General features: G+C 59.9%; 9 protein-coding genes. 4 read left to right on the plus strand and 5 right to left on the minus strand.

Annotated elements, in window-relative coordinates:
* Nucleotides 1-53: 53 nt before the first annotated feature.
* Nucleotides 54-326, plus strand: a complete 273-nt coding sequence (locus tag KW846_RS06625) for a DUF1652 domain-containing protein (RefSeq protein ID WP_218481967.1) — start codon at nucleotides 54-56, stop codon at nucleotides 324-326.
* A gap of 189 nt (nucleotides 327-515) precedes the next feature.
* Here the strand turns inward: KW846_RS06625 and KW846_RS06630 are convergent, their stop codons facing one another.
* Entirely contained in the window at nucleotides 516-2,990 is a 2,475-nt protein-coding gene (locus tag KW846_RS06630; protein ID WP_218481705.1) for a UvrD-helicase domain-containing protein, read from the minus strand.
* Nucleotides 2,991-3,269: 279 nt separating this feature from the next.
* Here KW846_RS06630 and KW846_RS06635 point away from each other — a divergent pair, with 279 nt between their 5' ends.
* Entirely contained in the window at nucleotides 3,270-3,965 is a 696-nt protein-coding gene (locus tag KW846_RS06635; protein ID WP_218481706.1) for a pirin family protein, read from the plus strand.
* A gap of 175 nt (nucleotides 3,966-4,140) precedes the next feature.
* On the opposite strand, the gene pgm is transcribed toward KW846_RS06635, so the two are convergent.
* The 4 genes from pgm to KW846_RS06655 all read right to left on the minus strand — a co-directional run bounded on the left by pgm (nucleotide 4,141) and on the right by KW846_RS06655 (nucleotide 10,422).
* Nucleotides 4,141-5,787, minus strand: a complete 1,647-nt coding sequence (pgm, locus tag KW846_RS06640) for a phosphoglucomutase (alpha-D-glucose-1,6-bisphosphate-dependent) (RefSeq protein WP_218481707.1) — start codon at nucleotides 5,785-5,787, stop codon at nucleotides 4,141-4,143.
* 113 nt (nucleotides 5,788-5,900) lie between these two features.
* A complete protein-coding gene (locus KW846_RS06645; RefSeq protein WP_218481708.1) occupies nucleotides 5,901-7,301 on the minus strand; it encodes a PLP-dependent aminotransferase family protein in 1,401 nt (466 codons plus the stop codon).
* A gap of 40 nt (nucleotides 7,302-7,341) precedes the next feature.
* Nucleotides 7,342-8,832, minus strand: a complete 1,491-nt coding sequence (locus tag KW846_RS06650) for a hypothetical protein (RefSeq protein WP_218481709.1) — start codon at nucleotides 8,830-8,832, stop codon at nucleotides 7,342-7,344.
* A 567-nt stretch (nucleotides 8,833-9,399) separates the two neighbouring features.
* Nucleotides 9,400-10,422, minus strand: coding sequence for a zinc-dependent alcohol dehydrogenase family protein (locus KW846_RS06655; protein WP_007970597.1), 1,023 nt, complete (start codon nucleotides 10,420-10,422; stop codon nucleotides 9,400-9,402).
* A 269-nt stretch (nucleotides 10,423-10,691) separates the two neighbouring features.
* Here KW846_RS06655 and KW846_RS06660 point away from each other — a divergent pair, with 269 nt between their 5' ends.
* Entirely contained in the window at nucleotides 10,692-11,606 is a 915-nt protein-coding gene (locus KW846_RS06660) for a LysR family transcriptional regulator (RefSeq protein ID WP_053160139.1), read from the plus strand.
* Between the two features lie 169 nt (nucleotides 11,607-11,775).
* On the plus strand, nucleotides 11,776-12,459 hold the full coding sequence (locus KW846_RS06665) for a GntR family transcriptional regulator (RefSeq protein WP_116583187.1): 684 nt from the start codon (nucleotides 11,776-11,778) through the stop codon (nucleotides 12,457-12,459).
* Nucleotides 12,460-12,557 lie beyond the last annotated feature (98 nt).

Raw genomic sequence — 12,557 nt, forward strand, 5'->3', positions numbered from 1 at the left:
TTCCCTCCTACCATGAGCTAAAGGAAGCGCTCGATACTGAAGGCGGGCAACACATGAATAGAGGGTTCAGTAAGGTCACGTTTCCAAACGCCTGCCAGCTGATGCGCTGGCATTTTCATCCCATGGGTTTCGAGGCGAGCATGGACGCGCCGGGCAGCATGATTGCCCGTCTTTTCGATCGTGCCACTGGCGAGACCATGATCGCCATTGCCGGTATTCCTTGCGCCACCGTCATGAATGCCGCGGATGTAGAACGAATAATCGAAGCGGTGGAGGATGAACTTGAAGCTTTCGTTCCACCGCAGGCCATCAGGAGTTATGCCTGAAGCCTACCCCCCAAAAAAAGCCCACTTGAAGTGGGCTTTTTGTTGAACGCAGTTCCCCTGTAGGAGCGAGCCTGCTCGCGATGGTCGTTAACGATAACGCGTATTTACTGGCTGAACGCGGCGCTCTTGAGTCCATCGTCGGAACGCCGCCCGGAGCAAGCTCGCTCCCACAAAGTGTCGATTCAGAAGTCAGGCAGTGGTTTGGCTTTTACGATGGTCGGCAAAGAACGCCTTGCCCTTGCCGATCCGGTCGGACGCCTTGGGCATGTTCGCGGCCTGAGTGTCTTGTGCGTCGACGTACCAGTAGCAATGGCTGACGGCGCGGGTAATACCCACGTAGGCCAGGCGCAGGATCTCGTCCTTCTGGGCATTGTCGTAGGGCTCGCTGTCACCGGCCTTGCCCAGGCCCGCCATCCGGTAAACCTGATTCTTGTAGGGCGAACTGGTCAGGTGTTGGCAGTCACCCAGCAAAAACACCGCATCGGCCTGGAGGCCCTTGGCGCTGTGATACGTCAGTTGCTTGAGCCTGCGAGCGGCATGGGGCAAGCTCGAATCAACATTAAGTACTGACTGAATATGCTCTTCTATCAATGACTTATCGCTACTTTTTCGATAAAGCATCAAGATTGAATCACCCTTTCGATAATGCTCCATCAGGCGCTGCGCCATGCCCTGGTCATCACGATCGAGGACGTTCACCGGCAGCAATGCCCTGGGTTCACCGCTGGCCTTGGCTTTCTTCCCGGCAATCGCCGGTGCTGCGCGCACGATGTGCTCGGCGGCATCGATGATGTGCTGGTGGCTGCGGTAGTTGTCGCTGAGCATGACCTTGGTGGTGCTCGGCGACGGGAACTCCTTGTTGAACTCCATGAAGTAGCTCGGCGAACTGCCGCGCCAGCCATAGATGGATTGCCAGTCATCGCCCACACAGAGCAGCGAGGAACGCTGGGCACCCCGTCCGACGTGCATGGCCGGGCCGCGACTGCGGATCTCCGCCAGGCTGGCCCTGATCCAGGAGACGATTTGCGGCGAAACGTCCTGGAATTCGTCGATCATCAGGTGTGACAACGGCCGCAGCAGCTCATCACTCAACAGTTTGAGGTTCTCCGGCGAATGCTCGCTGAACAGGGCGAACATCCGGTTGTAGGTCATGATCGGTGGTTTCTGCTCGAGCAAATGATCTTCCAGCGCCCGCCAGTAAAGGCTCAGGGCCTCGAAGAAGTACCGGTCGGGATCGTCCTTGGCGAAACTCATCTGTCCCACGGCACTCGGCACATCCAGCCCGAGGTTTTCGATGAACCCGGCGGCGGCGACAAAGCAATCGAGCAACGGCGCGGAAGCGAGTTCGCCCTTGACCTTGTAATCGAAGCCCGGCCCGGCGCTGGCATCGCCCGCCAGAGAGGCCAGAACACGCTTTGATGACTCGTAACTATCCATCCAAATCAATGGCTTACGACAGAAAGCTTGAAACAAGGTGCGTTTTACTGCCCATTCTGCGCGCACCGTCAGCTTGGCATTGGGCCGCGTGACCTGCGGGTTCTCCCGAGGATCGAACCCCAGCACCACCCAGGCGTCCAGCGTCGGGATGTAGCCGTGACAGTGGAATGTCGAGCCGTTGATATCGAATGACTGGCGGTTCGGTTCGATACCCTTGATGGGCCAGGCACCGGCGCGAAACCACAGGTCTTCAATGGCGTCGCACAACTCTTCATCACGCTTGGCCGCCAGTTCGGTGACGCCCATGCGTTTCTGCACATCGGGGTGATCCCGCTCCAGCTCCTTGAGTTGCAAGGCATGCCGGGACAATGGCTTGATCAGCTCACGAAAGCGCTCGTCGTTACTGTGCAGACGGTGATAGCAGGCGTTTAGCTGTTGGCGCTGAGCGTCGTTGATACGCAGGTCGAACGGATTGCTGTCGACCTCCTCATCACCCTGTGCAGCCCGCAGGCTGAGATTCTCAAAGGCCTGCAAGCGCTCGAAACCCGGAAGACTGCGCACCATCGGCAGGATCCGCGAGTGAAAGGTGCGCACCAGGTCCCGTGCCTCCTTGAAACTGATCGCGCGGCCCCAGAGCGCAAACAGTTCGATCAGCTTGTTGATGAAGTCCTTGCGCGACTCGCGGGTGAAGGTCACCACCGTCATCGAACTCAACTCGAAACCCAGGTAATGGCTCAACAGCAAGATGCGCAACACCAGCGTGGTCGACTTGCCTGCGCCGGCACCGGCGATCACCGAGGTGGACGGCGTGTCGCTGAAGATCATTTTCCACTGTGCGGCGCTGGGCTGGGCATGGGCTGGCAGCAACCGGGCGACATCAGCTTTCATGCGCTTCTTCAACTCGGCGCTCAGCGGCAGGCGCCAATCGTCGAACAGCAGGTCATCGACATTCGGTGGCCGGTGTTCAGTGGCGCGCGTGTCGCGGATCAGCAGGACCTGCCGTCCCTCCTCCAACCCCTCGAGCTTGCCTTCCCTGTAGCCGTAATCGACCCCGGCGCTGTGACCGCTGCGAAAACCGTCGGCCTGGCCATGCAACCACGATGCACGATGCTGTGCGTGCAGGCGGGTCAGGCTGTAACCGAAGAACCGGGCGAGCAGGCGCTTGATCAGCGGCATCTCGGCCAGGGGGCGAAGTTCAGGCGGAAGATCGGGGGTGTGTTGCGGCACGCGGACTGACTCCAGGGTGTGAGGCTGTTGAGCGCTATGGTGTCTGCATTTGCCATTGAGTTCTAGTGAATTGCTTATGACTCATTGGCTTATGCGATGAAGTGAAGGTTGGATGAGAGCGTTTCGAGCCTATTTCATATCAATTGATTCGATGGGAATGGCGCATTTTTTACGCTTTTTATCGATTGTTGCCTGATGGATGATGGCCGTCATCAACCACCGGTCTCGCTTCGTGGCTCAGGCGCTTCGCCCCATGACGAACCTTTTCTGGAGACGATCATGCTTGAACTCAGACCTTTCAAAACCCTTGGCGGTGCTCACCACGGCTGGTTGGATGCGCATCACCATTTTTCGTTCGCCGAATACTACGATCCACAGCGCATGAACTGGGGCAACCTGCGGGTCTGGAATGACGACGTGATCGCTCCCGGCACCGGTTTCCCGCAACACCCGCACCGGGACATGGAAATCATCACCTATGTCCGTGAAGGCGCCATTAGCCACCAGGACAACCTGGGCAACAAGGGCCGGACCGAAGCGGGTGACGTCCAGGTCATGAGCGCCGGTACCGGGATCGCCCACAGCGAGTACAACCTGGAAGCGACGCCGACCCGGATTTTCCAGATCTGGATCATCCCGAACGAGACAGGCCTGGCACCGTCCTGGGGCGCCAAACCGTTCCCGAAAGGCGACCGCGAAGGTTTTGTCACCCTGGCCAGCGGCAAGGAAGGCGACGAGCAGAGCCTGCGCATCCGCGCCGATGCCCGGCTGGTGGCCGCCAATCTGAAGGCCGGTGAAACGGCCGAGTACCTTTTGGACAGCGGTCGTCGTGCCTACCTGGTTCCGGCCACCGGGGTCATTGAAGTCAATGGTTTGCGCGCACAAGCTCGAGACGGTGTCGCGGTGGCCGATGAGCAGGTGCTGCGTGTGACGGCCATCGAGGACAGTGAGATCGTGTTGGTGGATCTGGCTTGATTCACTGAGCGCAATTGCAAAAAAAAGGGGCGACCGTGTTGGTCGCCCCTTTTTAGTTGCTGCATCGAACCCTTTGTGGGAGCGGGCTTGCTCGCGAAAGCGGTATCAGCTTCAACTTCAATGTTGACTGAAACACCGCCTTCGCGAGCAAGCCCGCTCCCACAGGGTTGTGTGTTTATTTCGCGGAAATGGCACCATCCACCAGCGTTTGCGCCTCGGCCACCAGTTGCTTGAGGTGGTCGTCGCTGACAAAGCTTTCGGCGTAGATCTTGTAGATGTCTTCCGTGCCCGACGGACGCGCCGCGAACCAGCCGTTTTCGGTCATGACCTTGAGACCGCCAATGGCCTGGTCGTTGCCCGGTGCGTGGCTGAGGATGCTCTGGATCGGCTCGCCGGCCAGTTGGGTCGAAGTGACCTGTTGCGGCGACAGCTTGCTCAACAGGGCTTTCTGCTCCGGGTTGGCCTTGGCGTCGACCCGTACCGAGAACGGCTCACCCAGTTCATCGGTCAAGGCACGGTACGCCTGGCTCGGATCGCGACCGGTCCGGGCCGTCATCTCGGCAGCCAGCAGGGCCGGAATCAAACCGTCCTTGTCGGTGCTCCAGACGCCGCCGTCCTTGCGCAAGAACGAGGCACCGGCGCTTTCTTCACCGCCGAAACCCAGGGATCCGTCGAACAGCCCATCGGCAAACCACTTGAAGCCGACCGGCACTTCGTACAGGCGACGGCCCAGGCGTTTGGCCACGCGATCGATCAAGCCGCTGCTGACCACGGTTTTGCCCACAGCAGCATCGGCGCGCCATTGCGGACGATTCTGGAACAGGTAGTCGATGGCAACGGCGAGGTAGTTGTTCGGTGCCAGCAAACCACCGGACGGCGTGACGATGCCATGGCGGTCATGGTCAGGGTCGCAGGCAAACGCCACGTCGAAGCGCTCTTTCAGGCCGATCAGGCCTTGCATGGCATGGCTGGACGATGGGTCCATGCGGATCTGGCCGTCCCAATCGACGGTCATGAAGCGGAAGGTCGGGTCGACCTGCTTGTTCACCACATCCAGGTCCAGACGGTAATGCTCGGCAATCGCCGACCAGTAGCGCACCCCTGCTCCACCCAGCGGATCGACGCCCAGGCGCAGCTTGGCATCGCGGATGGCGTCGAAGTCGATCACGTTGATCAGGTCGGCGACATAGGTGTTGAGGTAATCGTGACGATGGGTGGTGCCGGCCTTCAGGGCCTGCTCGTAGCTGATGCGCTTGACCCCGGCGAGCTTGTTGGCCAGCAATTCGTTGGCCTTGGCTTCGATCCACTTGGTGATGTGGGTATCGGCCGGACCACCGTTGGTGGGGTTGTACTTGTAGCCACCGCTTTGTGGCGGGTTGTGCGACGGCGTGATGACGATGCCGTCCGCCAGGCCACTGGTGCGGCCACGGTTGTAGCAGAGAATCGCATGGGAAATGGCCGGCGTCGGGGTGTACTCGTCGCCCGCGGCGATCATCACGGTCACGCCGTTGGCCGCCAGCACTTCAAGGGCGCTGGCACCGGCCGGCGTGGACAGCGCGTGGGTGTCAATACCGACAAACAGCGGGCCATCGATGCCCTGAGCTTCGCGATACAGGCAAATGGCCTGGCTGATCGCCAGCACGTGCCATTCGTTGAAACTCAGGTCGAACGAGCTGCCGCGGTGCCCCGACGTGCCGAAGGCAACGCGCTGGGTCGAAATGGCGGCATCAGGCTGGCCGGTGTAATAGGCCGTTACCAGTCGCGGGATGTCGACCAACAATTCTGCCGGTGCCGGTTTACCCGCAAAAGGACTGAGTGTCATGCAAAACCTCTGGAATAGAGTGGTTCAGGAAGTGAGCAGCAGTTTACTGGCAGTTTGACCGCAACGCGATGGGATCGATCCCACACAGTGGTGGTTGTTATTTTTTGTCTCCCTCACTCGATCGATTCCAGGCGCAGCGCATCCCCCAGCAGTCCCAGCGCGACCGCCAGGTTGTGATCGCCACCGAAGGTATGACTCAGGCGTAAATACTGCCCGTGCAGACCGTGGAGGCTGAACAGTTCGCCCGGCGCGATGACCACCTGCTGTGCCAGCAGGCGCTGGAACACACGACGGACATTGACCCGGCGCAACGAACGCACCCAGATCGTTGCACCGCCTTGCGGCTCGACGAAATGCAAGGCATCACCCAGTCGCTCCTGCAACAACTGGGTCATTTGGCTCTTGCGCTCCTTGAGTAGCCGGCGCAGCACAAGCAGGTGTTGATCGATGCGGCCGCTGCTGTACAAACGGGCGATGGCTTTCTGGCGAATCGGCGACAGTCGAAACGAACGCAACAGGAAGTGCCGTTGCAACTCGGTGCTCAAGTGCCTTGAAAGCAGGTAGCCGTAGGGCGCTTCCGGACCAATGATTTTCTCGAACGCGGAAAACACCATCAGCCGTTCAGGGTCGAGCAAGTCGCGAAAGCGCAGGCCGCCCGGGTCGAATCCGAGCTCGCCATAACAGTCATTTTCCAGTACCCAACTGTCATGCGCGGCCAACAGCCGGGCAATGGCCTGCCTGTTTTCCTCAGGCGCCAGGCTGCCACGGGGCATGTTCAGGGCCGATGACAGCATCACCAGCCGTACCGGCTCAGTCGCCAGCAACGTTTTCAGGCGTTGCGGATCGAGGCAACCATCGGCTTGCACAGGCCACTCGATCACCCGCACGCTGGCGGCTTGAAACAACCGCAGGATCGTCCAGTCGCACGGCGATTCAACCACTACCGTGGCATCTTTCAAACCCAGCACGGCGATGAGGATTTCCAGGACGCCACGCAGGTCGGCGCCGATGTAGACATCATCGGCGTGCCAGTAACGCATGGGAGACGTGGTGTAGCGTGCGGCCAGGGCAGTGCGCAGCTCGAGCTCGCCGCAGGGTTGCGAGGGCGACTGCGGCTGCCGGGGATACTGGCGCAGCAACTCCCGCTCCAGCAGCAACAACGGGCTGTCGAGCGGTTGCAGCGACGCCGGTTCATCGGCGCTCAGGACCAGCATCCCCGGACGCCTGGCATTGACATAGACAGCTTCGAGCAGATCGCTGCCGCTGTCCTGCGGGTTGTAAGAGGACACTGGCAACGCGTAATAACCCGACTTGGCCACCGAAAACACACGCCCTTCCTTCTCCAGCAGCGAATAGGCGTACTGAATGGTCGAAATCGACACATTGAGGCGCTCTGCCAGCTGCCGCAGCGACGGCAGGCGGATGCGTGAATCTCCTTCGGACTCATTGATCAGACTGCCCAGATAGCGATAAACGGCCTGATAGGCGAAATCCGTTTCTCGTGGACCTTTCATGGCTGAAGGCCGACCGCACGGGCTGATAGTCCGCTCACCCTCAGTGACCCGCTGACCATTCATCCACCAAGGTGTTGCCGGTGCCAGGATCGCCCGCTGCCTCTTGCAACGCGGCGTCCTGGATCTGTGCTTCGGGCGCCCCGTCACCGCTGCCTGGCGCCCGCTCCATGCGATAAAGCCGGCCAATCAGGCTAACGGGCAATCCGCTGACATCAATCATCCATTGCATGATCTGCTCGGCGACCGGATGCCCCTGCATGGCCCGATGCAACTCGGGCATGGCCACCAGCATGCCCGGATGGCACTGACGCAAAAATCGCTCAAGCCCCGCACCTTCTTCGATAAAAGGCGCAAAGAGCAGACACACCAATTGTGCTTCGCTCAGGCCCAGGTTCTTTTGCGCCTCGGCCGCCGCGCGGGCACGCTGATCGCCCAGTGTCGCCGGGTTACCGAACACCGCGATGGCCTGCTCGCACAAACGCTCGGGCAAGCGCTTGCGACGCATCATCACCAGGGCGCGTTGCAGGTACTGCTCAACGCCTGACTGGTAATCGCGGCCCTGCACGAAGCTCGCTTGCAACCCACGCACGTGCGCCGAAATCGACGCGCTGACGAATTCGTTGTCGCTGATCTGCGCGGACAGTTCGTCAGGCTGGAAGCCGAGAAATTCAGTCAGCAATGACCAGCGCTCTTCCAGGTTGCTGACCAGCAGGTCGTGAATCTCGATGCAGGTGGTACGACGGCAGGTCTCAAAACGCTCTTCAGGACGCCATCGCGCCTGGCTGTCATCGGCATAAAACGCCTGATAACAGTCGCTGCCCAGCTCATCGAGCAATGCAAACAACCCCGCATGGCCGGCCTCGCCCACGGACGAGGGCTTGAGCCCTGCCTTGGTGGCGGCACGCTTCAGGCCGTCGATGAACTGTTTTTGCTGACGCGGCGTGTCACTGACGAGCAAGGCGTCGACGCCACCGTCCCAGCGGGCGATTTGCCCGTAGAACTCTCCCGTGGCCAGGTATCCGTCATCCCACAGGTCGAACCCGCCGTGCCATTCCCGGCGATGGCCGATCAGCAGCAGGTTCACGCGGCTGGACTCACGGCCGGCGTCGGAGATCGGCCTCAGGTGATCGAACGGCAGGACTTCCCGATCATCGACCATCAGCACTTCGACCCGCGGATCGTCATAGACAAACAGTGCGCTGTTGGTCCGGTGCATGTTTCCCACGGCCGCCCGGCTGGTCCCGTTCAACCGCAACGAGGCGATGCGCAACTGGAATGTCGCCGGCGCCCGCGTGGCGATGGTCAATTGCGCCGCACGCAACAGCGCCAGGCTGTAGCAGTTGTCGCGAGCCCCTGACTGGACTGCCAACACCTTGTAATCACCCATACGCTCCATGCCCCCTGCCGCCACGGCCAGACGCTGAATCAACAACTGCAATGCAGTGCGCTCGGCACGGGAGAAGAAACCCAGCAATCGCTGCAGCACTTGTTGATAGACATAGTTCATCGCTTGGTCATGGATGCTGGTCATCTTTATTTACCTGGTACTCGTAAGTTCAATTTCGCGCAAACAGCACATTCCGCTGGACTGTCTGCACGAATGGAGTCATCGACTTTATTGCCAAATGCTAGCAATTTAATTTTCTGGAAATCATTTGAAACGATCGTAACAACCCTTCTGAGGCACGCCGAAGACAAGGCTGTAGCGCCCAGCTGGCAAGGGTTTTCTCGACTGGAGACGAAGTCCTAGGAAACGTCCGACACAGTCCCACAGACACTTAACACAAGAAATAAGGAAAGAAGTTGTTGCTGTCTTTTGGGCAACTACACAACAACTAACTAAATCGAAGGCATGCACCGAGAGCGCACATTGAAAAGTTTTAGCCTGACACCCAGCCATGACTCATTCCTTGAGATGAAAGTAATCATTCAATTATCAGGGCTTAGTGGCTGATTAGAAGCTACAGATTACGGGCAAAAACCAGTTCAGTTGCTGGACCGGTCTGCGGATCGACGGTTTTTTTAGGGGGCACAAACGAAAGAGTCCGTGTGGGCACGGACTCTTGGGGGGCTTTTGCGTCGGCTCTTGGGGCAAGTGCTACGCCGGTTCGACCTGCAGGGCGACCCGCTCGCGGCAAGGGCATTCGTCCATGTAGCGGTGTGCCTCGACCACCTCGGCAAACGGGAAGACCCGAGTCTTGAGCGGCAGCAGCACGCGGTCAGCGGTCAACTGGTTGATGTCGCGCAAGGCACGTTGCAGTGCGACCTGGTCCTGGATGATGCCCAGTTCCGGCTTGCCGGTGAAGTTGCCGATGCAGTGCACGAAGAACTGAATGTTCTTCTGGAACGCCGCGCAGGCCGGGAATGGCGTCTGGTTGCCACCTTGCAGGCCGTACAGCACCAGGCTGCCGCGAGGCGCCAGCACATCGCCCAGCAACGACATCTGAGGACCGCCCAAACCATCGAAGACCACGTCCACACCGCGGTTGTCGGTGATCTTGTTGATCCGTATCAGCAGATCTTCTTCCTCGGTAACGATGACTTTTTCGGCGCCCAACGACAACAGATACTCACGCTCTTCTGCAGACTTGGTTGCGGCAATCACTCGAACACCCAAGGCCTTGCCCAGTTGCACGAACGAAGGTCCGGCGCAATGGCTGGCGTCGGTCACCAGGGCAAATTGCCCGGGTTTGACCCGTGCCAGGTCGGCATAAGCAAAATAGGCGACCAACAGCGGCGTGTAATGCACGCTGGCCTCGATCGGGCTCAGCACGTCCGGGTAACGGGTCAGCGACGAGCGCGGCAGGACAATCAGTTCTCCGTAGACCGGATAGTCGTTCGGGCTTTGGGCCGGGAAACTGGCGACCTTGTCACCGATCGCGAGGTCATCCACCCCCTCACCCACAGCCGTGACGATACCGGCCATTTCCTGGCCGAGGCCGGAAGGCAGATGGGCGCGGGACGACGCCAGGTTCTGGCGCCAGAGAGTGTCGTACCAGCTGATGCCAATGGCCTCGACGCGCACCTGCACTTCGCCCGGTGCAGGCAGAGCCGCCGCATGCTCTTCGCATTTGAGCACCTCGGCTGGACCAAACTTGTGAAAACGGATCGTGCGGGACATCGCAAACCTCGCCAAATGAACCTCTAATGCCTTGAACTCTAGCTGGGCTTTCAACCCAACACTATCAGTGGGTATTAATAGTCGACATGCCTGTCATTGATTCCGCAGGGGCGGCGACATTGTGAAATGCCGCAAGAAACCGAAGCCACCTTTTCAGGAAATCTGAATTACCCGGTGCAGAGTACCAGCCTTTCCCCGTAATATTCCTGCTGGCCATTGTTCTCATATGGCCGCCCACGTCAAGTTTGCTGACTCTGCCAGGACTCCAGATGAATCGTAATGACCTGCGTCGTGTCGACCTGAACCTGTTGATCGTTTTTGAAACATTGATGCACGAACGCAGCGTGACCCGTGCTGCGGAAAAACTCTTCCTCGGCCAGCCGGCCATCAGTGCGGCGCTCTCACGCCTGCGCGGGCTGTTCGATGACCCTCTGTTTGTGCGTACCGGCCGCAGCATGGAACCGTCCGCCCGGGCGATCGAGATCTTCGCCCTGCTCTCGCCGGCACTGGATTCGATTTCCACCGCGGTCAGCCGTGCGGCCGAGTTCGATCCTGCCACAAGTACCGCCGTGTTCCGCATCGGCCTTTCGGACGACGTCGAATTCGCCTTGCTGCCCATGCTGCTCAAGCGCCTGCGCGCCGAATCACCAGGGATCGTGCTGGTGGTGCGTCGGGTCAACTACATCCTGATGCCGGGGCTGCTGGCCTCCGGCGAGATCTCCATCGGCGTCAGCTACACCACCGACCTGCCGGCCAACGCCAAGCGCAAGGTACTGCGCCGCAGCCAGCCCAAGCTGTTGCGCGCCGACACCGTGCCGGGGCCATTGAGCCTGGATGATTACTGCGCGCGCCCCCATGCACTGGTGTCGTTCGCCGGCGACCTCAGCGGCTTCATAGATGAAGAACTGGAAAAGCTCGGGCGCAAACGTCATGTGGTGCTCGCAGTGCCGCAGTTCAATGGCTTGAGTACCTTGCTGGCCGGTACGGACATCGTCGCAACCGTGCCGGACTACACGGCCGATGCGCTAACGGCCGCTGGCGGTGTGCGCGCGGAAGACCCGCCGTTGCCGGTGCGCAGCTTTGAATTGCACATGGCGTGGCGCGGGTCGCAGGATAATGATCCGGGGGAGCGTTGGTTGCGGTCGCGGATTCAGATGTTCTTCGGGGATCCGGATAGTCTCTGAGAAGGATTGGCTGCCTGATCGGCTATGCAGCGGGCAATCCTTCCAGCGTAAACCATGGCAAACGGTGAAATGGACGAGGCGCAAGCCTGAATGAAAACGGGCGCACCGACGTCGAACCGGGGAAGATCAGCAAAAGAATTTCGTATACCCTAGCGCTATCTCACTCCAAATGACCGCCGCCGTGAACCTGACCAAACTCAACGCACCCGACCTTGGTAACACGCCTTCGACTTCGGAAATCATCACCCGGCATCTGCGGGATGCGATTGTCGCCGGGCATTTTGCCGAGGATGAGCCGATCCGCCAGGACGACATCGCCCGCCAGTTCAATGTCAGCAAGATCCCGGTGCGCGAAGCCCTCAAGCGGCTGGAGGCCGAAGGGTTGGTGATGTTCCAGCGCAATCGCGGGGCGATGGTCACGCGGGTTTCCGATGCGGAGCTGGCGCAGATGTTCGAAGTGCGGATGTTGCTGGAGGACAAGATTCTGCGCCTGGCCATTCCGAACATGACCGAAGAGACCTTCGCCCGTGCCGAGCGCATCTGTCAGGAGTTTATCGGCGAGGACGACGTGGGGCGCTGGGCCGAGCTCAACTGGGAGCTGCACTCCTGCCTGTACGAGCCTGCGCAGCGACCGTTTCTGGTGAGTCTGATCCGTTCGGTCAACGACAAGCTGGAGCGTTATCTACGCATGCAGATGAGCTTGTCGGCCGGTAAGGAACGGGCCGATCACGAACATCGCGAGATCCTGGCGGCCTGCCGCGCCGGGGATGTGGACCTGGCGGTGAAACTTCTGGACGAGCACATTGCCGGCGTCTGCACGACCCTGTTCGAGCACCTGCCCCACAGCCACTGACAGCTGCGGATGCTGTGCCGATTTCGTCATCGACACAGACTAAATCCATCAAGCCGGCACCTCGCCGTACGGGCCACTCTTGCGTTCACTCAACCGAA

The sequence above is a fragment of the Pseudomonas sp. PDM32 genome (assembly GCF_019219225.1).
GTDB lineage: Bacteria > Pseudomonadota > Gammaproteobacteria > Pseudomonadales > Pseudomonadaceae > Aquipseudomonas > Aquipseudomonas laurylsulfatiphila.

What these genes read in the sequence shown, in the direction of transcription:
- pgm (WP_218481707.1), bottom strand. Translation starts at nt 5,787, where the DNA reads ATGACACTCAGTCCTTTTGCGGGTAAACCGGCACCGGCAGAATTGTTG.
- KW846_RS06645 (WP_218481708.1), bottom strand. Translation starts at nt 7,301, where the DNA reads ATGAAAGGTCCACGAGAAACGGATTTCGCCTATCAGGCCGTTTATCGC.
- KW846_RS06625 (WP_218481967.1), top strand. Translation starts at nt 54, where the DNA reads ATGAATAGAGGGTTCAGTAAGGTCACGTTTCCAAACGCCTGCCAGCTG.
- KW846_RS06650 (WP_218481709.1), bottom strand. Translation starts at nt 8,832, where the DNA reads ATGACCAGCATCCATGACCAAGCGATGAACTATGTCTATCAACAAGTG.
- KW846_RS06660 (WP_053160139.1), top strand. Translation starts at nt 10,692, where the DNA reads ATGAATCGTAATGACCTGCGTCGTGTCGACCTGAACCTGTTGATCGTT.
- KW846_RS06635 (WP_218481706.1), top strand. Translation starts at nt 3,270, where the DNA reads ATGCTTGAACTCAGACCTTTCAAAACCCTTGGCGGTGCTCACCACGGC.
- KW846_RS06665 (WP_116583187.1), top strand. Translation starts at nt 11,776, where the DNA reads ATGACCGCCGCCGTGAACCTGACCAAACTCAACGCACCCGACCTTGGT.
- KW846_RS06655 (WP_007970597.1), bottom strand. Translation starts at nt 10,422, where the DNA reads ATGTCCCGCACGATCCGTTTTCACAAGTTTGGTCCAGCCGAGGTGCTC.